The sequence below is a fragment of the Spirosoma koreense genome (assembly GCF_054777875.1).
The window spans coordinates 2114651-2141273 of the sequence record NZ_BAAHAC010000022.1 but is presented as its reverse complement, the minus strand read 5'-3'; the positions used below and the strand labels follow the sequence as shown (position 1 = coordinate 2141273).

24 protein-coding genes and 1 tRNA gene are annotated in these 26623 nt (G+C 52.2%); 7 read left to right on the top strand and 18 right to left on the bottom strand.

The window, feature by feature from the left end:
* Window positions 1–105: 105 nt before the first annotated feature.
* The 4 genes from rph to ACYVC2_RS22330 all read right to left on the bottom strand — a co-directional run bounded on the left by rph (window position 106) and on the right by ACYVC2_RS22330 (window position 5399).
* Window positions 106–2724, bottom strand: coding sequence for a rifamycin-inactivating phosphotransferase (gene rph / locus ACYVC2_RS22345; RefSeq protein WP_461105897.1), 2619 nt, complete (start codon window positions 2722–2724; stop codon window positions 106–108).
* Window positions 2725–2726: 2 nt separating this feature from the next.
* The gene (locus ACYVC2_RS22340; protein WP_461105895.1) at window positions 2727–3122 is read right to left on the bottom strand and encodes a MarR family winged helix-turn-helix transcriptional regulator; all 396 of its coding nucleotides are present in this window, start codon (window positions 3120–3122) and stop codon (window positions 2727–2729) included.
* A gap of 247 nt (window positions 3123–3369) precedes the next feature.
* Window positions 3370–4350 (bottom strand): aldo/keto reductase, encoded by a 981-nt coding sequence (locus ACYVC2_RS22335; RefSeq protein ID WP_461105893.1) that lies wholly within the window; start codon window positions 4348–4350, stop codon window positions 3370–3372.
* A 116-nt stretch (window positions 4351–4466) separates the two neighbouring features.
* The gene (locus tag ACYVC2_RS22330; RefSeq protein WP_461105891.1) at window positions 4467–5399 is read right to left on the bottom strand and encodes an alpha/beta fold hydrolase; all 933 of its coding nucleotides are present in this window, start codon (window positions 5397–5399) and stop codon (window positions 4467–4469) included.
* Window positions 5400–5604: 205 nt separating this feature from the next.
* On the opposite strand from ACYVC2_RS22330, the gene ACYVC2_RS22325 reads away from it, so the two are divergent.
* Both ACYVC2_RS22325 and ACYVC2_RS22320 read left to right on the top strand, forming a co-directional pair.
* Window positions 5605–6489: a porin family protein gene (locus tag ACYVC2_RS22325; protein WP_461105889.1), complete on the top strand. Its 885-nt coding sequence runs from the start codon at window positions 5605–5607 to the stop codon at window positions 6487–6489.
* 397 nt (window positions 6490–6886) lie between these two features.
* Window positions 6887–7519 carry a hypothetical protein gene (locus tag ACYVC2_RS22320; RefSeq protein WP_461105887.1) on the top strand — a complete coding sequence of 211 codons (633 nt, stop codon included), beginning with the start codon at window positions 6887–6889 and terminating at the stop codon, window positions 7517–7519.
* A gap of 298 nt (window positions 7520–7817) precedes the next feature.
* Here ACYVC2_RS22320 and ACYVC2_RS22315 read toward each other — a convergent pair whose 3' ends face one another.
* A complete protein-coding gene (locus tag ACYVC2_RS22315; protein WP_461105885.1) occupies window positions 7818–8120 on the bottom strand; it encodes a DUF1330 domain-containing protein in 303 nt (100 codons plus the stop codon).
* Between the two features lie 175 nt (window positions 8121–8295).
* Between ACYVC2_RS22315 and ACYVC2_RS22310 the strand changes: the two genes are divergently transcribed.
* A complete protein-coding gene (locus ACYVC2_RS22310; protein WP_461105883.1) occupies window positions 8296–8913 on the top strand; it encodes a DNA-3-methyladenine glycosylase family protein in 618 nt (205 codons plus the stop codon).
* Between the two features lie 21 nt (window positions 8914–8934).
* Here the strand turns inward: ACYVC2_RS22310 and ACYVC2_RS22305 are convergent, their stop codons facing one another.
* The 6 genes from ACYVC2_RS22305 to purL form a co-directional block, all read right to left on the bottom strand.
* Window positions 8935–10329: a DUF4403 family protein gene (locus ACYVC2_RS22305; RefSeq protein ID WP_461105881.1), complete on the bottom strand. Its 1395-nt coding sequence runs from the start codon at window positions 10327–10329 to the stop codon at window positions 8935–8937.
* Between the two features lie 52 nt (window positions 10330–10381).
* Window positions 10382–10540, bottom strand: coding sequence for a FeoB-associated Cys-rich membrane protein (locus ACYVC2_RS22300; RefSeq protein ID WP_461105879.1), 159 nt, complete (start codon window positions 10538–10540; stop codon window positions 10382–10384).
* A gap of 76 nt (window positions 10541–10616) precedes the next feature.
* On the bottom strand, window positions 10617–11168 hold the full coding sequence (locus ACYVC2_RS22295; RefSeq protein ID WP_461105877.1) for a YfiT family bacillithiol transferase: 552 nt from the start codon (window positions 11166–11168) through the stop codon (window positions 10617–10619).
* Window positions 11169–11292: 124 nt separating this feature from the next.
* The gene (locus ACYVC2_RS22290) at window positions 11293–12096 is read right to left on the bottom strand and encodes an inositol monophosphatase family protein (RefSeq protein ID WP_461105875.1); all 804 of its coding nucleotides are present in this window, start codon (window positions 12094–12096) and stop codon (window positions 11293–11295) included.
* Between the two features lie 62 nt (window positions 12097–12158).
* Window positions 12159–12776 carry a Uma2 family endonuclease gene (locus ACYVC2_RS22285; RefSeq protein WP_461105873.1) on the bottom strand — a complete coding sequence of 206 codons (618 nt, stop codon included), beginning with the start codon at window positions 12774–12776 and terminating at the stop codon, window positions 12159–12161.
* 100 nt (window positions 12777–12876) lie between these two features.
* Entirely contained in the window at window positions 12877–15135 is a 2259-nt protein-coding gene (gene purL, locus ACYVC2_RS22280) for a phosphoribosylformylglycinamidine synthase subunit PurL (protein ID WP_461105871.1), read from the bottom strand.
* A 178-nt stretch (window positions 15136–15313) separates the two neighbouring features.
* Here purL and ACYVC2_RS22275 point away from each other — a divergent pair.
* From ACYVC2_RS22275 to ACYVC2_RS22260, 4 genes are all read left to right on the top strand, one after another.
* A tRNA-Ser gene (locus ACYVC2_RS22275) sits at window positions 15314–15398 on the top strand.
* A gap of 448 nt (window positions 15399–15846) precedes the next feature.
* Complete coding sequence (locus tag ACYVC2_RS22270) at window positions 15847–17082, top strand: hypothetical protein (protein ID WP_461105869.1); 1236 nt, start codon at window positions 15847–15849, stop codon at window positions 17080–17082.
* 1080 nt (window positions 17083–18162) lie between these two features.
* The gene (locus ACYVC2_RS22265) at window positions 18163–18435 is read left to right on the top strand and encodes a hypothetical protein (protein WP_461105867.1); all 273 of its coding nucleotides are present in this window, start codon (window positions 18163–18165) and stop codon (window positions 18433–18435) included.
* A 345-nt stretch (window positions 18436–18780) separates the two neighbouring features.
* Window positions 18781–18999: a recombinase family protein gene (locus ACYVC2_RS22260; protein ID WP_461105865.1), complete on the top strand. Its 219-nt coding sequence runs from the start codon at window positions 18781–18783 to the stop codon at window positions 18997–18999.
* Here the strand turns inward: ACYVC2_RS22260 and arsB are convergent.
* The 7 genes from arsB to ACYVC2_RS22225 all read right to left on the bottom strand — a co-directional run bounded on the left by arsB (window position 18928) and on the right by ACYVC2_RS22225 (window position 26613).
* Window positions 18928–20004, bottom strand: a complete 1077-nt coding sequence (arsB, locus tag ACYVC2_RS22255; protein WP_461105862.1) for an ACR3 family arsenite efflux transporter — start codon at window positions 20002–20004, stop codon at window positions 18928–18930. The genes ACYVC2_RS22260 and arsB overlap by 72 nt on opposite strands.
* Window positions 20005–20010: 6 nt before the next feature.
* A complete protein-coding gene (gene arsN2 / locus ACYVC2_RS22250; protein ID WP_461105860.1) occupies window positions 20011–20451 on the bottom strand; it encodes an arsenic resistance N-acetyltransferase ArsN2 in 441 nt (146 codons plus the stop codon).
* Between the two features lie 2 nt (window positions 20452–20453).
* Entirely contained in the window at window positions 20454–20897 is a 444-nt protein-coding gene (locus tag ACYVC2_RS22245) for an arsenate reductase ArsC (RefSeq protein WP_461105858.1), read from the bottom strand.
* Between the two features lie 26 nt (window positions 20898–20923).
* Window positions 20924–21841 (bottom strand): arsenite methyltransferase, encoded by a 918-nt coding sequence (locus tag ACYVC2_RS22240; RefSeq protein WP_461105856.1) that lies wholly within the window; start codon window positions 21839–21841, stop codon window positions 20924–20926.
* A 62-nt stretch (window positions 21842–21903) separates the two neighbouring features.
* Window positions 21904–22233, bottom strand: a complete 330-nt coding sequence (locus ACYVC2_RS22235) for an ArsR/SmtB family transcription factor (protein WP_461105854.1) — start codon at window positions 22231–22233, stop codon at window positions 21904–21906.
* Window positions 22234–22792: 559 nt separating this feature from the next.
* The gene (locus ACYVC2_RS22230; protein ID WP_461105852.1) at window positions 22793–25162 is read right to left on the bottom strand and encodes a right-handed parallel beta-helix repeat-containing protein; all 2370 of its coding nucleotides are present in this window, start codon (window positions 25160–25162) and stop codon (window positions 22793–22795) included.
* The gene (locus ACYVC2_RS22225; protein ID WP_461105850.1) at window positions 25159–26613 is read right to left on the bottom strand and encodes a RagB/SusD family nutrient uptake outer membrane protein; all 1455 of its coding nucleotides are present in this window, start codon (window positions 26611–26613) and stop codon (window positions 25159–25161) included. The genes ACYVC2_RS22230 and ACYVC2_RS22225 overlap by 4 nt, the downstream gene beginning before the upstream one ends.
* Window positions 26614–26623 lie beyond the last annotated feature (10 nt).

Here is a 26623-nt window from a genome sequence, read left to right as displayed (position 1 = left end):
AGACGACGCACCTCATAAATACAAGGATTTGTTCGGTCTACTCAAACAGGTTTTAGGAGTATTTTACGGTTCCAACCGTATGGATGACTTTTAAACCATCTCCGTTTAGAGGATTTCCACGTATCCATCCGTTCCATTCACCCGGATGCGCTGCCCGTCTTTGATGAGTTTGGTGGCGCTGTCTACACCCACAACGGCGGGTAGACCGTATTCGCGGGCGATTACGGCTCCGTGGGTCATCAGCCCACCCACTTCGGTAACCAGGCCTTTGATGGATACGAACAAGGGCGTCCAGCTGGGGTCGGTGAAGGTAGTGACCAAAATATCGTCCGCTTCCAGGCTGGCCTTTTCCATGCTCAGAATGACCCGCGCTCGCCCTTCGATCACCCCCGACGAAACCGGCAGGCCGACAATGGCTCCGGCCGGGAGATGCTCTCGTTTGTATTGGCCCGTAATGATTTCGCCCTCCGAAGTGAACACCCGCGGGGGCGTCAGCTTCTCGTAGTGCTTATAGGCTGTTTTTCGGTTGGCAATGAGTTGAGCGTCCAGTTGTTGTGTGCGAACTACTTCGCGTAGCTCGTCAAACGTAAGGAAGTATATGTCTTCTTTTTCCGGCATGACGCCAGCCTGTACGAGTCGTTCGGCTTCTGTCAACAACGCCTGCTTGTAGGCCAGGTAGCGACAGATCTTGCCGTATTTGGGATATTCGCGGTAACCGGCGTAATTTCGGAGCAGGTCGATCTTCTGGCTGGTTTCTTCGGCTTTCCGCTCGCCATCCGGCAGTTGCTTCAGCCGTTCCAGCAGCTTCTGTTCCTTGTTCGACGCTTCCCGCAAACCCTGCTCAAATTTCCGCCGACTTTCGCCCGGTCCAAAATTTTTGAGGTTACTCAGAATGATGGGCAATAGCGTCGTCGGCTTTTCGATCCAGCGGGGTTTGGTGATGTCGATTTCACCGGCACATCGCATGCCATATCGGGTCAGAAAAGCGTCGATGGCCTTCCGGGTTTCGGTACCACCCTCCAGCTTAGGGAGTTCGTCCAGGAAGTGGTCGTCGGCCACCCGCTGCAAATACGCAATTACTTCCGGATACGGACGGATCGCATCGGCGACGTCTAACAGAGCCAGCCCCATTTCCGAGGTAATGTTGTTCGGTACCGACTGAGCCAGTATATCCGCTACATTCTTTTCACCCAGCCACGCCTGCATATTTTCATTGATCCAATAAGCCGCGTTCATAGCCGTCATGATCGCCCTAAAGCCCCGCGGATCGGAAAGATTCTTTCTTAACTCCTGGGTATCGTCGAGGATAAAATCCAGCAGTTCAGGTCCTGATTTGGTCCGAATAGCCTGTTTCAGCGTAGTTATCGATGCCTGGTGGCGCTGAATCAGATCCGGAACGAGAGTCGGATCGTATTCGATCTGCGCCTGATAGTCTTTCAGCTCCCGACTGCTTTTACCAGGCTGCGGTTCCGGCTTTTCGTCCGGCAACGACGGAATGAAACCGTCCCGCTCCAGAACAGTCTCCAGAGCGTCTTTGATGAGCGGATCGGATTTGCCCAGAACATTTACCAGCATTTCCCGGCGGGCCGGTGAAGCGAGATCCGGTGCCACATCCACGAACAACCGGCCACCCGCGGTATACATGGGCCGACCAGCCGCCAGCTGCCAGAACGCGATGCCCAATGGTTTCATGGCTTCGGTCATCATCTGCTGGTGACCTACGGATACATAGACGTGGTTTTGCTGGTCAGCCACTTCCGGAATGGGAAACAGGGTCGTGATCGATCGGCTCTGAACGACATAAAAGCTACCGTCTACCAAACACCATTCGATGTCCTGCGGACAGCCGAAATGCGCTTCGATCCTTCTGCCAACCTGTTCCAGTTGTCCGATCTGCTCGTCGGACAACGCCTGACGATTCTGTTGTTCAGGATCAAGCTCCTGTTCGTTCGTACCGCCGTCCGGCAAGGCGTAGATAGCCAGTTTCTTGGCGGCTACCTGCTGGTCGGTGATCTTGCCACCGCGCACTTTGTAATGATCGGCCTTCACCAGGCCAGAAACCAAAGCCTCGCCCAGACCGAAGCCGGCATCGATGGCCGACACCTTCCGATTGCCCGTGACCGGGTCGGCCGTGAACAAAATGCCTGCCACCTGTGGGAAGACCATCTGCTGCACCACCACCGCCAGTTGGACGTTACGGTGATCGAATCCGTTCTGCATCCGGTAGAAGACCGCCCGATCCGTGAACAGCGACGCCCAGCACTGGCTGATGTGCTTCAGAATAGCCTCTTTCCCAATGATGTTCAGATAGGTATCCTGCTGGCCGGCAAAAGAAGCCGTCGGCAGATCTTCAGCCGTGGCGCTGGACCGTACGGCATAAGCCGCATTTGCTCCCAGGCGGTTTAGGTTAGCAACGATCGCGGCTGTAATTTCCTGAGGAACGGTGATCGCTTCGATAACCCGGCGAATGGCTTCGCTCACGGCAGCGATTTCATTCCGGTCGTCTGCCCTTAACCGGGACAATCGATCCAGTAACTCATCCAGGGCAGGGGCTTCGGCAATGATTCGTTTAAACGCTTCGGTCGTCACACAGAAACCAACCGGCACCCGGACGCCTTCGATTCGGGAAAGTTCGCCCAGATTCGCGCCCTTTCCGCCGACCAGGGCCAACTGCGTCCGATCGATTTCCTGAAAATCAAGTGTATAGGAATTAAACTGCTTCATGATCATGGTTCCGGGTTGTTGAGCTTGTGGGTTGTTTCGTTCGCGATGTCGATGGCCTTCCGGAAGTAGGCTTCGATGACGTTGATCTCCTCGTCGGAAAAGGAAGCGATGAGCTGTTCGGACCGGCTGCGAAATTCTTTGTAAAGCGGTTCTAGCAACGACATGATAGCCGGGATGTCGGGCTCAATGATCACCTTCCGTCGGTCGTCTTCCGCAAATCGTCTTCTTACCAGCTTTCTCTTTTCAAACCGGTCGATCAGGCCCGTGATGGCACCCGTCGTCAGGCCGGTTAAACCGGCTAGTTCGCCGGCGGCCATCGGCCCTTTCTGGATCAGAAACCCCAGGTATTTGTGGTCAGTACCCGATAGTCCGGCCTGTCGGGCAACAGCTTCGTGCATCTGAATTGAGGAATAAGCATGTTGCTGGGTCAGCCTCCTAACTCGCGTAATAAGGTCATCGTTCATCTTAGTCGATAAATATCTTAGATGCTAAGGTAAATGAATAAAATGAAGGTGCCAAATGTCTGGTAGATATTAATCTGTTTACAGACTATTCAACACGGAGCCACAAAAACACAGAGAAAATTTTTTATATCTCTGTGTTCTCCGTGGCTCCGCTTCGGCAGTCCGATGTGTTGACTAAATTTTATGAAAAGCCCAAAACCGGATGCGGCTGATAGGGTTCTTCCAGGTGTTGAATTTCTTCAGCCGACAGAGTCACCGAAAGTGCTCCCACCGCATCCTCCAGATGACCCGGTTTGCTGGCTCCGATAATAGGAGCCGTAATGGCAGGCTTCGTGAGCATCCAGGCCAACGCGATCTGGGCAGCGGCCACACCGCGGGTTTCAGCCAGTTGAGTCACCCGGTCAGCAATAATGAAATCGTCATCGCGTGTATACAGCGATTTCCCAAAGGCATCGGTTTTGGCCCGGTCGGTTTCGTTGCGCTCCCGGCTCCGGTTGCCCGTCAGCAGGCCCCGCGCCAGCGGTGACCAGGGAATGACAGCAATTTTCTGATCCTGGCACAACGGCAGCATTTCGCGTTCTTCCTCCCGATACACCAGATTATACTGCGGCTGCATCGAAACAAAGCGCGTCCAGCCGTGCAGGTCGGATGTATACAAAGCTTTGGTAAACTGCCAGGCGTGCATCGACGAAGCGCCGATGTAGCGGGCTTTTCCGGCCTTCACCACATCGTGCAGGGCTTCCATCGTCTCCTCGATCGGTGTGTCGTAATCCCAGCGGTGAATCTGGTAGAGATCGACATAGTCCGTTCCAAGACGTTTCAGGCTGGCGTCGATGGCGCTCATGATGTGCTTGCGGGATAGTCCTTTGTCGTTCGGACCGGGGCCCATCGGATTGTATACCTTCGTTGCCAGTACGATTTCATCACGGGACGCGAAATCCCGTAGCGCCCGGCCCACTACTTCCTCACTGGCACCGGCGGTATAGACATCGGCGGTGTCGAAAAAATTGATACCCAGTTCAAGGGCTTTCTGAATAAAAGGGCGGCTCTGGTCTTCATTGAGGGCCCACGGCCAGCGGTCGGTAGGGCGACCGTAGGTCATGCAGCCTAAACAAAGCCTGGACACCGTCATACCGGTGTTTCCAAATCGGACGTATTCCATATGTGAGTTTACTGAGTGCATTTCTTAAACGCACCAGCCCTCGAATCGTTTACCGGACTCACTCCAAGCCAGGAAACGGCACCCCATCAATCCCGTTATCTTCGCCCGACAGCCAGTTATTTCAACTGCGCATCCAGCCAGTCGAAAATAGCTTTCTGGTTGAATTCGCTGTCGAACATGGGACCGTAGTGCGGAGCCCCCGGCACGACGATCAGCCGATTTTTCACCTGCGCCAGCGTAAGCCAGGAACTGAGCAGGACAGACTGAGCCGCGGGTACCGACTCATCTTTTTCGCCCTGGATGATCAGAAAAGGTGGGTCGTTTTTATCGATGTACGTGACTGGGCTAGCCACCTTCGCCAGATCGGGCCGACGTAACGGCGACGCACCCAGTAAATGGCTCATCGAATTGGCAACGGCCGTATCCGACAGCGGGGCATCGCGCGGCAGCATGGCCAGCAGGTCGGCCGGACCGTAAAAATCGACCACGGTTTTGATGCGAAACGAGGGCTTTTTCCCGGTGGGGTAAAAGGCAGGCACCGCGTTATTGCCCGACAGGGCCAGCAGCGACGCCAGATGACCACCCGCCGAGAAACCCATCAGGGCGATCCGATTGCGATCGTAGCCGTATTTAGCCGCGTTCTGATAGAGGAATTCCAGCGCCTGATTACAATCCTGGATCTGCGCCGGAAACGGGGCCGTGGTGCTGTGCCGATAGTCGATCGACGCAAAGGCATACCCTTTTTCCAGAATCGAGCGAACCGTATTTTTCATGTAGCTCATGTCAGCATACTTGTCGTTCTGCATCCAGGCCCCACCGTGTACCCACACGACCAGGGGCGGATTCGCACCCGCTTTGGCCGGCAGATACAGATCCAGCTGATGTTTTTTCAGGGTGTCGCCCGCATAGGCGACGTTGGCGACAAAACGCGTGTCGGCCGGAAAGATGGCTTTAACCGGATTCGTCCCCTGCGCACTGACACAGCCAATAGCAATTAGAAAACAGGCAATAGAAACGAATACACTTTGCCAGCGTGGGGCAGTCTTCATGATCGGCGGTTCGACTAAGTAGGTCGGAAAGTTACTGTTTTTTTTCTGACAGGATTGACTGCCGGAGAAACCAGATCTGAATCTTTCTGACCGCACTTTTCTTCATTTCATCCATCGCAAATATCAGTTCACACAAGCAGGCGCTGGACACGGCGGGGCAAACGCTCAACTTTGAGCCCGTAAACAACCAAAAACGAATCCTCTCATGAAGAACCTTCTCCCACTTTTTGCCCTGGCCCTGGTGCCCCTCAGCCTGTCGGCTCAAACCAAACCCGCGGTTCGGAAAGCAGCACCCGCGAAACGCCCCGTTGCTACCCGCCCGGCTACAGCGGCCGTCAGAAAGACCGCCCCTGCCGTCAACTACACAGCGGCTCAACCCGCTGCGACCGCTCCTGCCCGGCAGGAACAGCCGCAACCCGTTCGACAGGAACAACCGGTGGCTGCCTCGCCTAAACCCCAGGTGGCTGCTGCCCGACACACCGACCAGCCTGCTCGCCGGGTAGCTCCAGCCAGTCAGAACAACAGCCGCTTTCAGATCGGCTTCCGGCTCGGAGGCAACTCCTCGACGATCGGCGGTATCGATATGTCGAGTTATGGCGCTGGAGTCAAAGCCGAACGCGTGACGGGCTTCCACGGCGGGGTGGTATTGAACTTCGGTGGCTCGAATTTTTCGATACAACCTGAGTTGCTGTACACCCAATATGGCGCCCGCATCGCCGGTGGTTCTGAATACGTTCAGGAAAAATATAACATTGTGGAAGTTCCGGTTTTGCTGAAAGCGTCGTTTGGCCAGCCTAACGTTCGCATCTTCGTCAATGCCGGTCCGGTTGGGACATATACCGTTGGCGGTACGGCATCGTACCAGATCGATGGGCAGACGGGTTCGCAAAAAATGGACCTGACCGGTACCGGCCGCCTGTCGTTCGGTGCCACGGGCGGGGCCGGTGTGGCCATCAAGGCGGGTCCGGGATCGGTGCTGGTCGAAGCCCGGTATTCGTACTTGTTCTCGTCGAGTGCCGATGGCGCGGGTATCCGTCCACAAAACGCCATGCTCTCGGCTGGCTATATGATTCCGGTAGGCGGCCGCTAAACCCGCTTCAACACATCGGCTGTCCCGACGGTACTCAAGAAGTTGAGCACCGTCGGGACAGCCGTTTTTTACGTCATTCAGGCCAGTCATTACCTACAATCCTGCCTGAGTATCTCCCTACTTTAACTTACCAGAAGGTGCGTTAATCATCCAGATTGAACCGTTCGCTCAATGGGTGTTGCCTTTCTGCTAAACAATGGCGACCTATCGGAAAAAGGCGGCATACCCGCCTTTTCTATCTACCCAATTAACCATCCGATTAGCATGAATCATGTAGGTCTTTTTCTTTCCACACTCTTTTCTTCAACTCAGGTCTTTTGGTAGGAGCCGGGCTGCGGTTTCTGGCGACGCCCTGATGAACCGTGGCATGGCTCCTCATGACCATTCTACAAAAATCATGAAAACACTTATTTTCTTCACTCTGCTACTCGGCACGCTTCCTTCCTTTTCCCCGACAGTAACCTGTATCATGTCGAACGGAAAGCCCCGACCCCTTCCCTGTGAGTTCGAGATCATGACCCTCTGGCTTATGGGCAAAAACAACGAAGTGCTGGGTAAAATCACGCCGGGCAACACGACGATTAAATTACCGAAGAGCAAAGCGGTAAGCAACTCGAAATCGAGCATCGGTGAAAGTTATGTATACACGGTATCGGTCGATTTTCGGCGTATCAATCCGGCCGCTTACCCACCCAAAAAAGCGCCTTTTCCCGGGTTGAGTACTGGTTTCTACACCGTCAGTACCTCGACCGTTACCGATCCCATTTCACCGCCCGAGATAAAGACGGTTAAGAAGGTAGATGTCAGCCCCAATCTGCCCAAACCAGGACTTAGACCTAACCGGGTTACCTTTCCGTTGCAGCTCAATTACGGAGCATCGGGGGGTCAACTCGCCCTCACCTGGCCGGTGCAATACATCCAGATCGCCAATCCACTCACTTTCCAGAAAATAGAGACGAACACGAACAAATACCGCGATAAAGCCGAAGCGTATATCACCTTCAGCGTAGACGTCGATTTTACGAAGTGATGCAGCCAGGCATCGGCGTTTACCTTTTAGGCTGTGAATTCATCAATCCTCTCTCAGCTTATGCCCCCTCTGAAAACAACGAGTTAGCTGGTTTATCTGCTCTGCGAAATCGGTCGAGTGTCCGGCATCGGAACTGAACCGACCCCGGACACTCGGCCGGTCGTGTAGGCCAATGTGGGTTATTTTTCGGCCGATTATTGCCAGGCGGGTGTTGTGTAGGTAGCGCCGAAGCTCTGGCTTCGGCTAGAAAACGAACCGTAGCGCCGAAACGCCGGCTTCGGGAGTTTCGGCGCTACGGTTAAAGCAGTTTGCCTTCGATGAGCAGGACGCGTTCAACCGACTGCTCTTTCAGCGACAGATACTGGAGCCGCTCCGGATCATCCCGATAACTTTCGAAAGCGGCCCGGTCCGGGAAGCGCACCAGGTGAATCTCGTAGGGATTGCCGACGGTGGTGGCTAATACTGCCGACTCCGACGGCCTTAGCCGAAGGACCAGCTCGCCATGGTGCCGGTCAATGAACGGCAGTACCCGATCTTCGAAGGCCTGAAAAAGTGCCTCCTGCTCCGACCTCAAAAAGATGATCTGCGTATAGTATCGCATGCCTGTGGTTATTTTCTCTGGATTGATGACCGTCGCGTCTATTATACCCCAAACTTGCCGATGCGTGAAACGCCGGGCACGTTTCAGCCGTTATAGTTCCGGATAGCCAGACGCGGGTAAAAGTACCTTATTTTGTCGGTCAATACCACAATAAGCACTATTCACCAATTCTATAATGACGGAAGAAGCCCTTGCCCACCTCGCCCAGGACCCGACGATGGCTCGCCTGATCGCCGAAACCCCTTTCCCAAAAACGTTCACCGATTATGCCGACGATGTGTACCTGGCGCTGCTCGAAAGCATTGTCTCGCAGCAAATTTCCGTAAAAGCCGCCGATGCTATCTTTGCCCGCTTCCGGGCGCTCTTCCCCGACCAATACCCCCACGCCGATGCCGTGCTGCTCAAAACCACCGACGAGCTGCGGGGGGCGGGGCTGTCGTTTCAGAAAATAAAGTACATCCAGAGCGTAGCGGAGTTCTCGCAGCTTCATCCTATGGACCGCGCCCATCTGGACCCGATGACGGACGAAGAGATCGTTCAATACCTGACGCCCATCAAAGGTGTGGGTCGCTGGACGGTCGAAATGCTGTTGATGTTCGTGCTCGACAGACCGGATGTTTTTCCAATCGATGACCTGGTGATTCGGCAACGCATTCTGTTGGCCTATCCCGAACAGACCCAGGGGTTGACGGGCAAAACCCTGTACAAGCGCCTTCACGACATTGCCGATTTCTGGCGGCCCCACCGTACCACCGCCTGCCGGTTTCTGTGGCGCTGGAAACCCACCTTGTAGAGCCGCCCATGCGGTTGCGATCTATAGGCGCTTGATTTTGACAGCTACTTTCGACTCGACCCGAATGAGGACCTGAACACCGTCGGGCCGGACAATGATCCGCTTGGGCACCAGTTGAAACGAGTCGATGTCCAGGTCGGTTTTCTGGCCGACTTTCGCGTGGGCAAAAGCCGTTTCGATGCGTTGGGGGATGGTGGCAATGGGTTGCCGTAGCGGCACGACCATCACCGACTGTAGCGTATCGCGCAGGTGATCATGCAGGAGCCAGTCGGCCGTGGCGAATAGTTTTTCTTTCGTGTCGACGTCGAAATCCACATTCTTGATCCGTAGCGTGTTGGTGGTCGTGTCGTAGCTGGGACTGCCGTGAAAATACAGGGTTCCGTTGACCGTTCCGCCGATGTCGGTTTTCAGAATCAGTTTCCGACCGCTACCCGAAACCGTTGCCGCCTTCACCTTGACCCGTCCGCCTACCAGGTCGAGTTTTTGTTTTTCCAGAGCTTTTCCCAGCACCTGATTGATATCTGTGTATGGGATGAAGGCCAGCACCGCCAGCCGTGCGGAGTCGGGAACCGCTTTTCGACGCAGGAGCCGGGGTAGTCGTTCCAGTGTGTCGATGGATGGTTTAGGCCCCAGCCGCGTATCGACCCGGAAGGCAATCTGAATCGGTACGGTAATCTGGCGTTTGTTCCCATAAACAGGTGCGGCTGCAATACTGAAGGGTTTGGGGATGAGCCATATGTTTTCGGGCACTTTAGCAATCCGTAACGGCTTCTGCATGTCGCGCCAGACTTTAGCGACCTGCTTATCCAGCCGGAGTCCTTTGTAGACAGCCCGGTCGATGGCCTGCTCGATATCGGCTTTTCGGTTATTCAGAATTTTTTCGGCGATGTTCTTCACACTCACTTTGACCCCTAATATCCGCACGGTCGGCGTCTGCGTCCACTGGTAATCTTCGAACCGGGCTTTGGTCAACAGATGCCAGTTTGGCCCCACCCCCACCGGGCTGGTGAAATTAACGGCCAGAGCGCATAACGGACGGCTTTTGCGCTTTTCGCTTTTACGCAGACCAATGGGATTGGTATACCAGACCTGAAGCGGAGCCGAGAAATAAACCCGACGGTTGGCATAGTGAATCCGTACCGGTCCGGTTCGCTCGACCCGAAGCCGCCATGCTTCTCCTTTTTTGCCTTCAAAGGTTTCTTCCGAGACGACGGTGGTCGAGATTCCTTTGTTGATTCGTTGCTCCAGATCGCTGATATTGAAGGTAAGATTACCTGCCATGTAGGAAACCGGATCGGTGATGGCGGGCTCGAAGGCCTCCTGCACGGGCGCGTTGGGTCGCACCCGCTTGCAGCCATCCAAACCGATGAGACTAGCGAGTAAAATAAATAATCCGATGGTCCGTCGCGCATTCATTGCAACAACAAAACCGATCGGATTAAAAAATGTTATTCCGTTGGACGTATATTCACTTTTCGGCAGTCAGCGCTGCTCGTTTAGTGCCTGTATCACAGCCACATCCCTTCCCACAACCAGCCTGTTTCTGACTGAAAAAGCTGCGATACCCCCGACTTCCCAGGTAGATCAGCGCGAGCGCAAAGACCAGAAAAATGATGAGTTCCTGCATGAGTAAAAAATGTATAATAGTTAATGAATAATGCCTGCGGGCGGTTTCGTGTCCGTTATTCATTATACATTAACCATTATACATTTTTTTCGGTCCAACCGTTCCGCTGGGCCAGGCGATATGCGTGCTGGTAATGATGTTCGCCGTGCCAGGCATACATCGCGACCAGCTCGCGTAGGGGAACGGTACGTTGACTGCCCGGATGGTAATAAGTTCGATTCAACTCTGCCTCGGTCAGCGACGCCAGGATCGTGACCCAGCGCTGGTGCAGGCTCCGCAGAATCACCAGCGACGGAGCGATGTCCAGCTGGCTATCGGGCAGTTTGGCCCACTCCCCTTCTTCGTACGGTTTGATGGTTGGGTTATCTTCGGTCAGGGCCAGCTTTGTCCGGACGTACGCATTGATGTGGCTATCGGCAATGTGGTGCACCAACTGCCGGATCGTCCAGCCACCGGGCCGGTACGGGGTGTCGAGCCGGTCGTCGCCCCACTTTCCGACGAGTTCGGTTAGTTTGATCGGCAGTTCGTCGATGTCGATAATCTGTTGCCGGGTGTCGTCGGCCGAATACGACTGGCCATTGACAAAATCACCAATGGGGTATCGAAGGGTATTATCTAGGTCCTGCATAGCTGGTTAGTCGGTAGCGCGGGCGGTCGGCCGCAGCCGTGGGAACCCGCAAATTCTTGTTGCTGATCGCAGGTTTCCTCGGCTGCGGCCGACCGCCCGCGCTACTAATTACTATCTGCCGCTGCTATTGTTTCCAATAGTCACGAATAACCCGAATTAGTTCGGGATGGATACCGCAGGCGGCTACGACATCGCCCCGGAACAGAAATTCGTCGCCCCCGGCGAAGTCGGTCACGATGCCACCGGCTTCGCGCACCAGCAACACCCCGGCGGCCATGTCCCAGGAGTTGAGGTTGTATTCATAAAAAGCCTCGAAGCGCCCACAGGCCACGTACGACAGGTCGATGGCGGCCGACCCCATCCGGCGGAGGCCGTGCGTTTGCTGCATGAGCGTCTCCAGAATATTCAGGTACTGCTGCATCTGATCGAACTGGTAGTACGGGAACCCCGTCGAGATGAGGCTTTCACCCAGCTGTGTAGCGGGCGACACGGCAATCCGGCTGCCATTGCAGTAGGCGCCCCCACCCTGCCAGGCCGAGAAGCATTCATTCCGGCTCGGGTCTACGATCACCCCGGCGAGGGGCGTCTTGCCCTGTGCCAGGCCGATACTTACCGAAAACACCGGCAGACCGTGAATGAAGTTGGCAGTGCCGTCGAGCGGGTCGATGATCCAGTTGAGCGCCGTCGGGTCGGCTTCCTGACCGGTCGTGCCTTCTTCGGTAATGAACCCCGCTTCGGGCAGGAGTTTGTTCAGCTTCTCAACCAGTTGTTTTTCGGTTTCCTTATCGACGTAGGATACCAGGTTATTGAGACCTTTGTATTCGATGGCATCGCGCTGAAACTGGCGTCGTTCCTGCAGCAGAAAAGCCCCGGCGTCGGTGGCTATGGTACAAATTTCGCGCGTAAGGGCAGCTAAATCCTGAGTCATGGGCAAGTAGCGCGGACGGGAGCCCGCTGATCATGGGCGGGTTTCCACCCGCGTTACAGTTTTTATTCGGTCCGCTCGTCGGCGGAAATTTCGTCCTCCGGAATTAACTCGATACCGTCGTAGATCGCGCCAACGGATAGGTCGAAACCGAGTCGGGGAAAAGCGATGACGTCTTCCGGTGCTTCATAGATCGTATTGATCCACTCGGCTGTTTCTTCGATGCGGCTAAACAGCTCTACGGTCATGCTGTACTGATCCACCAGCATGTAATACCAGAGCGACGGCATTTTGCGGTAACGCTGCCATTTAAAACCACGATCGTTACGCGCTGTCGATTTGGACAACACTTCAACCAGCAGCCGGGGTTGCCGAATTACCTGATTATCGCCACGAAGATCAAACGGATGACAGGTCAACACCAGATCAGGGTACGGCATGTACATTCCAGTCAGAACATCGACTTTCATGTTCTCGGAAAAAACCCGGCAACCTTTATGCTTAGTATAGCCCTTAATCAGGTCTTTGACGTTATCGATCAGCAGGTTGTGATTGACCGTACCACCGGCCATAGCGTAGATTTCACCATTGTAGAATTCATGGCGCACCTCACTTTTTTCCTCCAAAGCCAGGTATTCGTCAATCGTGTAGCGATGCGATTGTCTGCTCTGTTCCGTCAGCATATATGTAATTTATGTCCACAGAGGCACAAAGAACACAGAGATTTACTATACCAAGTATAACTCTGTGGTCTCTGTGCCTCTGTGGACATATAGTTTATCGTTACTTCATGATCTCACCCAGCGCATTGTCGTACAGCTTCTTTGCGTCGAAGACCGTCATAACCGCCGTTTCGTCGACCATAAACTCACTGGTCGTTACCGTACCCAGCAGCAGGAACGGCAGAATGCTGTCGTCCAGATACCCCTCCACATGCTGCCGCTGTTCGGGCGAGATCGAAATCACGACCCGGCTCTGGCTTTCCCCGAACAGGAACGCATCCGTCCGGTGGCGCGTGTCCGGGTGAATCGAGAAGCCTTTCTCGCCCGCCATCGCCGACTCGGCCAGGGTGACGAACAAGCCCCCATCCGATACGTCGTGTGCCGACTGTAGCCAGCCGTGCCGGATCATGGTTTTAATGCCCTCCTGTACCCGCCATTCCGTTTCGAAATCGAAGGCCGGCGCGGGCGATGCCTTGATACCTTTGTAGGAATACAGGTATTCCGACGAGGCAATGTCATCTTCCGACGGACCGACGAGGTAGATCAGGTCACCTTCGTTCTTGAAGTTCAGGGTCGTCTGGAAATCCGGGTTTTCCATCAGACCGAGCATTCCGATGGTGGGCGTCGGGAATACCGGCCCATCGTCGGAGCTTTGGTTGTAAAAGCTCACGTTGCCCCCCGTCACTGGTGTGCTGAACCGGCGGCAGGCTTCGCCCATGCCCTGTACAGCTTCGACAAACTGCCAGTATACTTCCGGTACGTACGGATTCCCGAAGTTCAGGTTGTTGGTCACGGCCAGCGGTTCGCCACCCGTGCAGACGATATTGCGACAGGCTTCGGCCACGGCAATCATCGCGCCCTGCCGTGGGTTGGCGTTCACGTAGCGGCTGTTGCAGTCGACCGTAATCACAATGGATTTATTCGTAGCCGGTATGCCCGGTCCTTTTACCCGCACAACGGCCGCATCGGACGGCGCGTTGGTGCTGCGGTTGGCGGTTCCGACCATCGAATCGTATTGCTCGTAGACCCACTTACGCGAACAGATGTTCGGGTGCGACAGCAGGTGTTCGGCTACTTTTTTAATCTCGTCCTGTTCGATGTCATCGACGTCGTCGATGTCGAATTTGGCGTATTCCTTAATGTAGGCGGGCTCTTTGTACTCGCGCTGGTACTGGGGCGCTCCCCCACCCAGCACGAGGTCATAGGCGGGAACGTCGGCCACCAGTTCGCCGTAGCGGTAGAAATGCAGGCGTCCGTTGCCCCCTTCCGGCGCGGCAGTCACTTCGCCGATCTGCGCACAGTTCAGGTCCCACTTGTCGAAAATTTCCTGAATGACGGCTTCCTTTCCTTTTTCGATCACCACCAGCATCCGCTCCTGCGACTCCGATAGCAGAATTTCGAACGGGGCCATGTTCGGTTGGCGGGTCGGCACTTTGTCGAGGTCGATGATCATGCCGTGTTCGCCTTTGGCACTCATTTCGGAAGTCGAGCAGATGATCCCGGCGGCTCCCATATCCTGAATACCGATCACATAGCCCGTAGCGATGATTTCGAGCGTAGCTTCGAGCAGCAGCTTTTCCATGAACGGATCGCCGACCTGCACCGCGGGCAGTTTATCAGTCGAAGCCGCCGAGATGTCTTCCGATGCGAAAGTAGCGCCGTGGATACCGTCTTTACCCGTTGCCGACCCGACAATAAACACCGGATTGCCGACGCCGTACGACGTTGCTTTGGCTACGTTACCGACTTCGACAATCCCCGCCGAGAAGGCGTTCACGAGCGGGTTGGTGTTGTAGCATTCATCGAAATAAATTTCGCCCCCCACGGTCGGAATCCCGAAGGCATTGCCGTAATCGCCGATGCCTTTGACGACACCGCGCAACAGCCGCCGGGTTTTCGCCAGGCTCAGATCGCCGAACCGCAGCGAGTTGAGCTGGGCAATGGGCCGGGCGCCCATGGTAAAAATATCGCGGTTGATACCGCCGACACCCGTAGCCGCGCCCTGGTAGGGTTCCAGCGCCGACGGGTGGTTGTGCGACTCGATCTTGAACGAGCAGGCCAGCCCATCGCCGATGTCGACCAGCCCGGCGTTTTCTTCCCCGGCTTTAGCGAGCATGCGGTCGGAGTCGCGGGGCAGGGTTTTGAGCCAGACGATGGAGTTTTTATAGGAACAGTGTTCCGACCACATCACCGAAAAGATACTCAGCTCGGTAAAATTCGGCTGACGGCCCAGGATCTGGTGAATCTTATCAAATTCGTCGGGGAGCAGGCCCAGCTTGCGGGCGGTGTCAACAGTAGGTAGCGATTCGGTAGCGTCCATGTTATCTAGTTGTGAATGAGCGAATGATAGAATGAGTGAATGGTGACCGTGCTAATTATTCATTCATTCTATCACTCACTCACTCGCTCATTGCATACGGCAAAACTACAGTTTTTGGGCCAAATTGCCCGGCTGCGGGTTGACAAATCTCAAAACGGGTGTATATTTGCCCCCAGAAAGAGAGATGGCAGAGCGGTCGATTGCGTCGGTCTTGAAAACCGAAGACTGTAACAGGTCCGGGGGTTCGAATCCCTCTCTCTCTGCGTAAGTAGTACTGAAGCCTCCACCGAAATGGAGGCTTTTTTTATATCCTGAAGCCACTATATGGTTATTTCTTTGCTGCCAAAGAGTTGCTTATTCCAAGAGCCCGAAATTGTTGGATCCAGCAAACTGACGCTTTCAAACCTAAATAGCAGCGTAGGCCGCTCCGATCCTCAAGGCTGGTATATACGGCATCTATTAGGTGCTCTGTTATGTTACGGAAAAACCTCATCGGCAGAAATGCCAAGCTTTGGTTTAAAAGGTCTATTTGCGTATTTACAGGCATAAAAAGGCTCAAACTTTGTTTTTATCAAAGTTGAGCCTTGGAACCCCTGTCAGAAAGGACGTTTTTAAAATTAAATTTTCAATACAGTAGAAAGTATGTGTGAAACTACTTATTCCATAAAATGGACTAAATAGTTTCACACTAAGCTATATTCAGAAATCTGTATGAGCGAGTTAGATAATTTTATAAGTAATAACCCCAACTCCCAAGTAGAAGTCAAAGAAGATAAAATAAAGATAAATAAACCATGGAATGATGATAGTTTCCAATTGATTATAAGTTCTTCAGAAAATTTAACCTTGTTAGATAATATAATCTTAGTTGACTATTTGGAGGCAATCTACCATAAAGCTAATAAATATATAGAATTTATATATTTTCCTCGAAAGACTAGTGAGAAAATATTGCAAAGAAATTTTTCATTTAATTACGACGACGATATTTTTAGGTGTTATTTCCAAAATTCATCTAAAACATTAGAGCTAATTGCTAAGGCATTTAAACCTATAAAACCCCCTTCCGAAACTAACTATAGAGGGTTAAGAATATTTAAAGACTTTTTTACAGTAGATGACCAGCCAGAATTTGTTAAAGAGTTTTTCCAAAATTCCCAGCCATATTCCTTTTACGTTGAAGGAAATTTAGACAAGTATGAAAATGATTTTTCTTATTTGCTAACTTTATTAAATTTTTATATTGAATATTTCGACCGAAAAAGCCCTAAAATAATACTTTATCGCCAAGAAAAAAATACAAATAACTATAAAATACCATGCTTTACTCAATCAGGAAATGCCTTCCCTAATATTATTAATGCAACAAAAATGGATTTAACTGTGCTTGAAACTTTAGATGTTGCTAGAAAGACAGATGACGTAAGATTAAAATTTATTTTTTATTTTCAGGTTTTGGAATATTGTACTTATTATTATTTAGATAATAATATTAAAAAGGATTTAGATCAAATACTAAAACGACCAGACATCAACTCAAAATCAACTCAGTACACTAAGGCTATTTTAGAAAAGCTTCAAGATCATTTTTACAGATTAAAAGATGATTCCCTTAAAATGGATAAAACAATAAATGACTATCTAACAATAGATGATATCAAGTTGGAATTAAAAGAAAACATAAATTTCTTTTGTGAAGATATTAATTTCGATGGTGGTCTTGTCATTACTAAACTATTTAGTAAGCCTGAAGATATTAATAATACCTCTTCATTATTATCAACTGTCAGGAAAAATATTGAGAAAATTAGAAACGTTTTAGTTCACCTTAGAGAGCAAAGAGAAAATAAAGTTATTTTACCAAATCCAGATAATGACAAAAGACTGCTACCATATCTTTATGTAATAAAACGGATGGCAGAAAATATAGCATTGCAATATCAGTAAAAAAAAATTAATTGTTCAAGCTTCAACAAATAACTACCATAATAGATGCTTAAGCAATTAGTTTATATATTTTTGTCTCAATATTTAGATAGTAACCATCAATCCTATCCTAAACCGTATCCCATACCCATAATAGGCCTCAAGTGTTATCATCGTAATTGGCTCCATGAAAATCTTTGCCATTGGATCTATTAACACTGTATAGCCATCCTCCCGCTCCCGAATCTTAGCACTTATGGCCGTATCTAGTGCTTCGGCCTTATCAAACGCCAAATCCTCATCCTCTGCCTCATCCATTTGGCCCTGGCAAATTACGTAATAAGTGGCATCAAATCAGGCTATACTTAAGCCTAACCCATTATACTATGCTGTATTTTGGCCGTAACAGAAACATAGCAGGATAAGTAAATTCTGAGCTTTGGGAGGTAGTTAGAAGCCTATCCATTTTATCCCCTCCGGACTTCATTACTGTTTTCACTTCTGGTATTGATAAAGCCACAATTTAAAATAAATTCCAAAAATGATTGTGTCATTGCCCCGGTCGGTGGGCACGTGGTTGAAAAAGTGGGCTAAGAAGTTACCATCTTATATTTTCTTGTTTTAAACTAATCATCCAATATATGGGTGAGTTACGTTGTGCAACAGCTACAGTCGTTTTCTCAAACCATCCTTAGTAACTGAACGCTAGATTGAATTGGAGCAGTGTCTGCACCCAGCTTTAAAGAAGCGTATGGGCTAGTGCAGAGAATGTCCTACTTTGTTTACTATTTATACTATTTACTAAACGGTTTATTATCAAAATCAAGTTTTCATTAACTTAGCGACGTACTTTTAACCTTACTTACACATGATCCATGTTTACGCGCTATCACTGGCCCGCTCTCCCAATACCATCATGGTAAACCGGTCCGTTAATGATTATCTGGACGCTCAGACTTCGTCTGGCACAACGAGCCTTTTGCCTGACAACAAACAGGTTACCCGCAATTGGCCGCTATAAGCCAATTATTCTTCAGCATACTTGTACTCGATCAGGGGGCTACCCCCGTTTGTAGAAACCCCGTTTACCAAACAACTAAAATGATACGCCGTGATAGTCCCAGAGCCCGGTATTATGTGCTCTATCTTCGTGAGGGAGATTACGAATTTGAATCAGCCGATGATGCGCTCGACGCTCAGCAAGCGCTAGCCTATTATAAACACAGCCCTGAGTTTGTAGAACTTGGTATCTACGACCCACAGGACTGGTGTTTTAACTGGAGCACCAGCGAGGAAGAACAGCATAAACATTTGAGTCAGGTCAGCAAGCTCACGGACAGGCTAAAGAGGCAGTACGAAAGCCGGTTGCGCTAGTCCAACCATTACCATTGTCAACGCTGACTCGCTCTCAATGGACCGAGAAGCCGAGCTAAAGCCTTCCCCACCCGCATCAATTTTATTTGAATGGGACGCTGAAAATAAAGTCTGGATCTTTCAGAGTGAAGGGATCGATATTATCAATGGTTGACGGCCCGGGCGGTCCAGAAAGTTGTACCATTCTGAACGGACCATGTCACCGGAAAACTCGCTCCGAATTGAGCCAAGAACATAGGTCAAAAAGTGGGTTCAGAAACCAAAACGGTTGTATCTTTATGAAACCGACTTTCTGACCGCTACGGCCGGTTCCGCTACGGCGTACCGGCCGTAGCGGAACCGGCCATGAATAAAACATTTGGCTATGCCTGGGTATCGACGATCGATCAGAACCTGGACACCCAACTCGACGCCCTGACCAAAGCCGGGTGCGATGAAATCTTTCAGGATAAAATTACTGGAGTAGCGACCAGCCGCCCGGCTCTCGATCGGCTACTCAACCATCTCAGGCCTGGAGACACGAGGTTTAAAGTTTCGTTGCTGTTTGAGCGCAAAATTGACTAACAGAATCAGCACCGGCACTTCGATTAATGGACCAATCACAGCAGCAAAAGCAGCACCTGAGTCGATACCGAATACGGAAATGGCCACCGCAATGCCCAGCTCGAAATTGTTGCCCGCTGCAGTGAAGGCAAGGGAGGTGGCTTTGCCATAATCGACACCGGCCCGTTTCGACAGGTAGAAAGCCGAAAAGAACATGATGGCGAAATAGATCGTAAGCGGAACGGCGATGCGCAGCACATCGAACGGAATGGAAACAATGAGCTGCCCTTTCAAGCTGAACATGACCACAATTGTAAATAGCAGGGCTACCAGCGTAATGGGGCTGATGGCGGGCAAAAATTCCTGCTCGTACCATTGGCGGCTTAACAACCGTGTAAGAACGACCCGTGAGAAAAGGCCCGCCAGAAAAGGAATACCCAAATAAACAAATACGCTCCCGGCCACCTGGCCAATGGTGATGTGCACCGCCAGGTGGCTCTGCTCATAACCATGAAATCCAAACAGGGGCGGCAACACGGTGATAAAAAGCCAGGCATAGACCGAATAAAACAGTACCTGAAAAATGCTGTTGAAAGCCACCAGGCCAGCGGCATAGAGCCGATCACCGCCCGCCAGGTCATTCCAGACGATCACCATTGCAATACAGCGAGCAATGCCAATCATAATGAGGCCGGTCATGTAATCGGGTTTATCAGGCAGAAAAATGACCGCCAGGCCGAACATTAGAAGCGGGCCGATGATCCAGTTTTGTAGCAGTGAGAGGGCCAGTATTCTCGTGTTGGCAAACACCTTCGGCAGTTCTTCGTACTTAACCTTAGCTAAAGGGGGATACATCATCAGGATCAGGCCGATGGCCAGCGGCACGTTGGTCGTGCCGGAATTGAATCCATTGATAAAATCGGGCGACTGAGGGAAAAAGTAGCCGATGCCAACCCCGATCAGCATGGCCAGGAAAATCCACAGGGTTAAAAAGCGATCGAGAAAAGAAAGACGGGGGGAACTCATGTTTTTTTACCGGTTGGATGTTCGTTTCATCACAATGGCCGACGATGGGCAAAGGCCGCTGAACTGCCTGGTTTGCTGGATGGCTTCGGGTACGCTATCCCGACTCACGGGCGTAAACCCGTAGCGATCGAAATAGCCTTCGGCAGTCATGGTAATCAAGTAGATTTCCCGCAAGTGGCTTGCACCTGCGCTAGCCAGGATGCGCTCGATCAGTTTAGCCGCGATGCCTTTGCCCCGGTGGGCCGGATCGACCGCCACCGATCGGAGCAGCCCCACCGATCCGAAAGTTTCCAGACCGGCTACGCCTACGGGGGTTTCCTCGTCTTTGGCGATGAGAAATTGAGCCAAGCCCTCCGGTAAATCTTCCGTGAGTAAGTCTCCTTGTTCAAGCAGCGCTACAACGCTTTCCTTCTCATCGGGCCGGGCGTTTTCAATGTGCAGAGCCATAGCTAGCTGACGGGTTGGCGTTGGAGCAATTTAGCTGCAATGAATTCCTGCGAGAACACTTTGATCTGGTCGCGTACCTGGCGAAACGAGGTCAGCGCGTCGACCGCATCGGCGGACCGACCGGGTTGGTGGCCTGGATCAGGGAAGCTGTGGTGAATCTTCTCCGCGCTCGATGGGAAAATGGGGCACTGCTCGCGGGCATTGTCGCAGACGGTAATGACGTAATCGAAGGCAATGTCGATGTACTCGTCCACATGGTTCGACGTGTGATGTGAAATATCGATACCATCTTCAGCCATCACTTGAATGGACAGCGGATTGACGCCGTGCGGGGCAACCCCAGCACTGTAGACTTCGGCGCGGTCACCGGCGAAATATTGCAAATAGCCTTCGGCCATCTGCGAGCGGGCGGAGTTGCCCGTGCAAAGCACTAAGATGCGTTTCATTGTTCGAGCTGATTTAAGTGGTAAGATTAGTTGCAGCAATCGGGCCCACAACAGGCGGTGGTGGCTGGTTTGGCATCGGTCAGGCGAATAGGCTTGCGGGCGAAAACCGTTACGCTGTAGATGCCCTTGTCTTGTTGACGGTACTGAGCGATTTCTTCGGCAGACAGGTAGGCTTGCAGCACCGAATCGGGCAAGTTGATTTCCCGCTCCTTCTGCACCTGAATGTTGGTGAAGCCATTCTCTCTGACAAGCTGCAGATAAGCGTCTTTCTGGATCGCCCCCGACACGCAGCCCACATACATTTCGGCATCTTGTTGTAAGCCTGCGGGCAACTCGCCTTTCAGCACTATATCGGAAATACTGAAATGTCCACCAGGTTTGAGAACACGAAAGGTTTCGGCAAAAGCTTTTTGCTTGTCGGGAACCAGGTTCATCACGCAATTGCTCACCACCACATCGGCCAGATTTTCGGGTAGGGGCATGTCTTCGATGTCGCCATAGACGAACTCAACGTTGGTGAAGCCTAAGGCTTTTGCATTCTTACGGGCACGGTCGATCATGGCGGGGGTCATATCCAGGCCGATGATCCGGCCCGCTTCACCGGTTTCCGCACGGGCGACAAAGCAATCATTGCCCGCGCCTGATCCCAGATCGAGTACCGTATCACCGGGCTTAATCTGGGCGAATTGCGTAGGCAGGCCGCAGCCCAACCCTAAATCGGCATCGGCTACGTAGCCGTTCAGTTCCTGGTAATCCTGCGCCATGACAATCGGCACGTTCGATTCGATTCCAGGACCCGGCCTGGATTGGTCACAACAGGAAGTAGGCCCCAGGCTGGATGGCCCGCAGCAACTATTAGCATCGGGATTCTGAGCCGGGCCGAGTTCGGCGATTGCGCCGTATTTCTGACGCACAGTTTCTTTAATTTCTTCGGCGGTTTCCATGTTTCTTACCTATTGGTTAAATGTAATATTACGATTGATCCGGGCAAAAAAAAGCCGTCTACTTAGCAACACGTAGCGGCACTGACGTAGGTATCCAGCAATGCTCCGAAAGCTGCGCGGGCTTCCTCCCATACGGTTTCATTGATGCAGTAACAGACACGGGGCGGATTGATTTCGCCTTGAATGATGCCAATGCGTTTCAACTCTTTCAGGTGCTGAGAAACCGTTGCCTGAGCCAACGGCAGTTCGTCCACCAGGTCTCCACACACGCAGGATTTCTTTTGGGCCAGCAATTGCAGAATGGCCACCCGTGCCGGATGCGCGAATGCTTTAGCCAAATCGGCAATCCGGTTTTGCTTTTCTGTGAATATTTCTGTCTTGGTCACTCCCATGCTGCAAAAGTAATGCAAAAATTAATTATCGCAATATTACGATAGCTAATTTTTCAAGGATAATCAATACCATACCTTCGAGAGATGAGTAAGTTCCGGTAAACTCGCCATAGCGTTACTTCAGTTTGTAGAGTCTTTTGGCTCTGCCCCATCGCCCAAAGTCAGCTTTGGGCGATGGGGCATCGTTGAGCGCGCCTTCCTGATTGAAGTCGCCCCGATCGCCGGTCAGCATGGTCTGGTAGATGCGGGCAAGCTCCAGGGGTTCTCGCTGGTAGTACGCAGGTAATCGTCCGCTTCATAAGCCTCAAAAAATCGGGTGCCTGGGTTGGAGGAATAAACTGCACGGCAAACCGAAGGAGCTGCTGGTGCTTGTAGCTGGTGTCGATCTTATGACCAACCAACGTGGAGAATTGGGCGTTATCCCTTTCGGTCGCACTCGAATTGCGCTCGAAATAGGCTGTTTTACCAGACATTGTACAGAAATTGGTTAATTGAACCTCCCCTGTAACTTCTCCCAGCAAAATCGGTCGCGTATGTTCGCTACAAAAAGTTGGTTTATTTACTTCATTGGTAATTGTACCTCAACGATATGCTGATTACGCATTACCTGAATGGGTATAGCGCTCATGAAATGCAGTTGTTGCTGTATACCCTCTAACTGAGCGATGGTCGCTACATCGGTGCCGTTGATGGTTCGAATGACATCGTCTTTCTGTAGCCCCGACGCTGCCAGTTTGTTTTCTTTGGGCACGTTCAGCACAACAATTCCCTTCTCGTCCGGTAACCCAAACGCCGACCGGTCGCCCAGTCCATGCACGTTTCGTACCCGAATACCTAACCAGGTCTTCACGGCTACGTCCGATTCGTTCTGGCCGTTTATGAGTTGGGGAAGTTTAGGCGACCGGGCCAGGGTCCGTAAAGATGCCTGCTGAACACCAAACTGATTCATGGGAAAATTCTGGAAACCAACGGCCAGTGCCGGACTTGACTGCTCCACTCGATAGTCGCCCTGCGCCGGATTGATAAAGTGCGGGTCACCAAATCGACTATGCAGGTCGGTGCCGTTCTGCTGCGCCTTTTGTAAAGCGGCCTGGTCCGGAAACAGATTGTTATCGATCTCTTTACCCCAATAAGCAATCTGAATAGGAAAGTAAGCCCGCATGACGATATTCTTCCGAAACACGTCCTCGCTGTTTTTGAACCAGACATGGGGGTGAAAGGAGTTATTGACGATCACGTTGTTTTCGGCAGTCCGGTAAAAGCCTTCCCGGAATTTCAGCCCGCCGTTTAGCAGTACGTTGTTGGCAATGACGTAATTACTGCTGCCATCGTCGAGGTCAATGTCCCAGCCGTGGTCACAGCGGAACCGATTGTTCCGGATAACAACGGGTTTTTGAGCATCGAGTTTAATTAGTTCGGGGTGAGCCGCTGCCAGGCTATCCATCGTTTTCCGGTTGGGGTGCCAGAAGCGGTCGCGCCCCCAGGAATTGAATGACCCATGATCGCCGGTTTCCAGCACGGTGTCGAACACATCGTTGAACTCGATCACATGCCCGCCCCAGGTGCCGTCGCCAATATTGATCCCCGCGCGGGGCAGCTGATAAATCGTATTATGCCGCACCACAATGTCGGAAGCCATTGAAATTTCAACGCCAGTCGACTGCTTTTCAATCTCGCCGGTGTGGTGAATGAGGTTGTCGCTGGCGGTGCAGTTCGCCGGGTACCGATTGTTTTTTGGCCCCGGCCGCAGGTCCATGTCGGCATAGGGAACAAACTGCTCATACCGGAACGCGGGCGACCGAACCGCCGACGTGTCGCCCACAAACCCGATGGCCGTAGCGCCTACGTGATGGATATGACAGCCATCGACTGCCGTGTTCCGATTATACCGGCTCACCAGAACGGCGTTTCCGCCCAGGTGGGTAAGCTCGCAGGCTTCGATGCGGCAATTCTCGGTGTTTTCCAGATAAACCGCGGCACCCCGGTATAACATCCAGTCGCTACGGAGCAGGGGTTCATAGGGTTCCATAAACGTCCGCTCGGTATTGACCAGCCGAATTCCCCGTATGCGCACCTGACGCAACGGAGTTGTCGGCGTACCAACCAACTCGACCAGCGATTTCAGCCTTGACACGTCGACGACCGCTTTGTTGAGGTCAAGGCCGGAAGGTGGCATAAACGAAAGCGTTTGCGTGGCTTTGTCATAGAACCATTCGCCGGGGGCGTCCAATTCCTCGTAGATGTTTTCGACAAACCGCTGGTTCTTGTGAATCCCCATCGGGCGGTTGTTCTGCCAGCCCCCTTCGTAGGTGAGCGTATCGCCTGTTTTACCCGTGATGCGGTAATGAAAATCGCCCCATTCGTGCTGATGCATGGCGTGCAGGTAGCCGCCGGCCGGGTTTTTCCACCGGCTGGCTCGTGTTCGGCTGATGGCGTCCGCGGCTGTTCCGTTAAACACCCGCGCCGTCGAATCGTAGTTTGGATAGCGAGCCAGCACTTGCTTCTTGCCGTTGACGTACAGCTGCTCGAACGGTTCACCCGCTACGTTCGCCGTCCAGCGCCCATTGCCGGATTTCTGCCAGCGCAATGTCAGTTTCCGCCCGCCGTTGAGTTCAACGGGTTCATGCTGGAAGGCGCTGATCAAAAGCCGCTTAGTCCCGATTAGCTGGGGGGTTATACGGACCGGTTTGGGTAAGTAATACGTGCCTTTGCGCAGGTAGATGTGCACCTCGTTCTGCGCGGCAGTCTTTACTTTTTCCAGCGCTTTTTCGAGCGTTGCCACGGGCAATGCCTGTGTACCGGTCTGTGCATCGCTTCCCGACGGAGACACAAAAATGCGGGTCTGCGCATATCCCGGTGTGGCAACGCCCAGCCAGCCAAGCAGGATGCCTTTAAGAAACGTTCGTACCACTTGAGAGGAACAGGTCATTTGCCGTAGGATGGGTTTTGGGGAATGGCATTATTTTGAATCTCATTGTCCGGTATGTACCAGGTGTCGTTGTACGTACCGATCGGCCGGACCAGGTCGCTGCTGCGAATGGCTTGAATCTTGGTCAGGGTTCCGGTACGTTTCAGGTCGAACCAGGCGGTTCCCTCCTCATGCAGTTCCCATTTGCGCTCCATGTAGACGGCCTCGCGGAACTGCTCTTTCGACAGGCCAGCCAGGTCAGGTACGTTCGTAGCGTCGCTTTTGTTGACCCGCGCCCGTTGGCGGATGCGGTTGATATACGAATACGCATTGGCAGGACCGTTGATCTCATTTTCGGCTTCAGCAGCTATCAGGTATATGTCGCCCAGGCGCAGAAAGGGTATGGTGTAGGCATTGATTACGGCCGAAGGGGTGGCGCCTGCGTCGATGAACGACGTATTCACGAACTTGGTGTAAAATGGTGCCAACGTAGCGCCATCGGGTCCTTTGTAATTCTGCCTGATGCCCCATTCTTTCCGTTGGTCACCTTTGGCAAAGCTGTTGATGAACCAGCTCGATGGCAGTAGTATCGGAACAAACCCTTTCGCGGTACTGCTCAGGGCCTGTAGCCCATTGCCGCCGACCTCAACGCGGAACAGTTGCTCCCAGATGCTTTCGGATGTGTAGGCGGTGTTATGAAAAAGCTGGGCGTAATCGGACACGAGCTGAAATTTGCCTGAATTGATGACGGCCAGGGCTTTATCCCGCGCATTCTGAAAATACTGGGTCTGTTTCAGCGGGTTACCAGCCATGGTCAGATAAACCTTAGCCAGCAGGGCTGTCGCCACTAGTTTATACACGCGCCCCTGCTGACCTGCCTGGTCGGGTAAGTTCGTTTCGGCGTAGGTCAAATCGTCAAGAATCAGCTTATACACGTCGGCCTGCGGAGAACGGGGTGCCTGCGCCTGACTGTAGTCGCTGAGGGGAGTTGTCCGAATGGGTAAATCGCCGAAAAACTGCACTAGCTGGAAGTACGCAAAAGCGCGTAAAAACCGGGCTTCTGCCGTAAGTTCCTTCTTTTTGGTGTCTGCCAGATTGGTAGCAGGGTCGAGGTAACTCAAGATGAAGTTCGCATTTTTGATGATCGTGTACTCATTCGACCATTGTTCCCGCACATTGTAAAAGAAGGGTTGATGATTGTTCTGGTACGTAGGAAGCGCCTGTTCGAAGGAAGGCGAAGGCGAACCGCTATAATCGCTGAACATCTCCCGCATCATCATGCTGTTGGCGCTGAACAGACCGGGCAGCGTTGAATAAATTCCTTTTACTACCTGCTCGTAGCCATCGGCATTGGTAAAAAACGTATTTGGACTAACAAACGTCCTGGGTTTTTCCTGTAGATCTTCCTGACAGCCGGCCAACGTAACGGCCAGTAAACCACCAATAAGGGTAGAGATTATATAATTTTTCATGGTCGTGCTT

Excerpts from the sequence above, each read along its gene's own strand:
- rph (WP_461105897.1), bottom strand. The coding sequence starts at position 2,724 with ATGAAGCAGTTTAATTCCTATACACTTGATTTTCAGGAAATCGATCGG.
- ACYVC2_RS22340 (WP_461105895.1), bottom strand. The coding sequence starts at position 3,122 with ATGCACGAAGCTGTTGCCCGACAGGCCGGACTATCGGGTACTGACCAC.
- ACYVC2_RS22335 (WP_461105893.1), bottom strand. The coding sequence starts at position 4,350 with ATGGAATACGTCCGATTTGGAAACACCGGTATGACGGTGTCCAGGCTT.
- ACYVC2_RS22330 (WP_461105891.1), bottom strand. The coding sequence starts at position 5,399 with ATGAAGACTGCCCCACGCTGGCAAAGTGTATTCGTTTCTATTGCCTGT.
- ACYVC2_RS22325 (WP_461105889.1), top strand. The coding sequence starts at position 5,605 with ATGAAGAACCTTCTCCCACTTTTTGCCCTGGCCCTGGTGCCCCTCAGC.
- ACYVC2_RS22320 (WP_461105887.1), top strand. The coding sequence starts at position 6,887 with ATGAAAACACTTATTTTCTTCACTCTGCTACTCGGCACGCTTCCTTCC.
- ACYVC2_RS22315 (WP_461105885.1), bottom strand. The coding sequence starts at position 8,120 with ATGCGATACTATACGCAGATCATCTTTTTGAGGTCGGAGCAGGAGGCA.
- ACYVC2_RS22310 (WP_461105883.1), top strand. The coding sequence starts at position 8,296 with ATGACGGAAGAAGCCCTTGCCCACCTCGCCCAGGACCCGACGATGGCT.
- ACYVC2_RS22305 (WP_461105881.1), bottom strand. The coding sequence starts at position 10,329 with ATGAATGCGCGACGGACCATCGGATTATTTATTTTACTCGCTAGTCTC.
- ACYVC2_RS22300 (WP_461105879.1), bottom strand. The coding sequence starts at position 10,540 with ATGCAGGAACTCATCATTTTTCTGGTCTTTGCGCTCGCGCTGATCTAC.
- ACYVC2_RS22295 (WP_461105877.1), bottom strand. The coding sequence starts at position 11,168 with ATGCAGGACCTAGATAATACCCTTCGATACCCCATTGGTGATTTTGTC.
- ACYVC2_RS22290 (WP_461105875.1), bottom strand. The coding sequence starts at position 12,096 with ATGACTCAGGATTTAGCTGCCCTTACGCGCGAAATTTGTACCATAGCC.
- ACYVC2_RS22285 (WP_461105873.1), bottom strand. The coding sequence starts at position 12,776 with ATGCTGACGGAACAGAGCAGACAATCGCATCGCTACACGATTGACGAA.
- purL (WP_461105871.1), bottom strand. The coding sequence starts at position 15,135 with ATGGACGCTACCGAATCGCTACCTACTGTTGACACCGCCCGCAAGCTG.
- ACYVC2_RS22270 (WP_461105869.1), top strand. The coding sequence starts at position 15,847 with ATGAGCGAGTTAGATAATTTTATAAGTAATAACCCCAACTCCCAAGTA.
- ACYVC2_RS22265 (WP_461105867.1), top strand. The coding sequence starts at position 18,163 with ATGATACGCCGTGATAGTCCCAGAGCCCGGTATTATGTGCTCTATCTT.
- ACYVC2_RS22260 (WP_461105865.1), top strand. The coding sequence starts at position 18,781 with ATGAATAAAACATTTGGCTATGCCTGGGTATCGACGATCGATCAGAAC.
- arsB (WP_461105862.1), bottom strand. The coding sequence starts at position 20,004 with ATGAGTTCCCCCCGTCTTTCTTTTCTCGATCGCTTTTTAACCCTGTGG.
- arsN2 (WP_461105860.1), bottom strand. The coding sequence starts at position 20,451 with ATGGCTCTGCACATTGAAAACGCCCGGCCCGATGAGAAGGAAAGCGTT.
- ACYVC2_RS22245 (WP_461105858.1), bottom strand. The coding sequence starts at position 20,897 with ATGAAACGCATCTTAGTGCTTTGCACGGGCAACTCCGCCCGCTCGCAG.
- ACYVC2_RS22240 (WP_461105856.1), bottom strand. The coding sequence starts at position 21,841 with ATGGAAACCGCCGAAGAAATTAAAGAAACTGTGCGTCAGAAATACGGC.
- ACYVC2_RS22235 (WP_461105854.1), bottom strand. The coding sequence starts at position 22,233 with ATGGGAGTGACCAAGACAGAAATATTCACAGAAAAGCAAAACCGGATT.
- ACYVC2_RS22230 (WP_461105852.1), bottom strand. The coding sequence starts at position 25,162 with ATGACCTGTTCCTCTCAAGTGGTACGAACGTTTCTTAAAGGCATCCTG.
- ACYVC2_RS22225 (WP_461105850.1), bottom strand. The coding sequence starts at position 26,613 with ATGAAAAATTATATAATCTCTACCCTTATTGGTGGTTTACTGGCCGTT.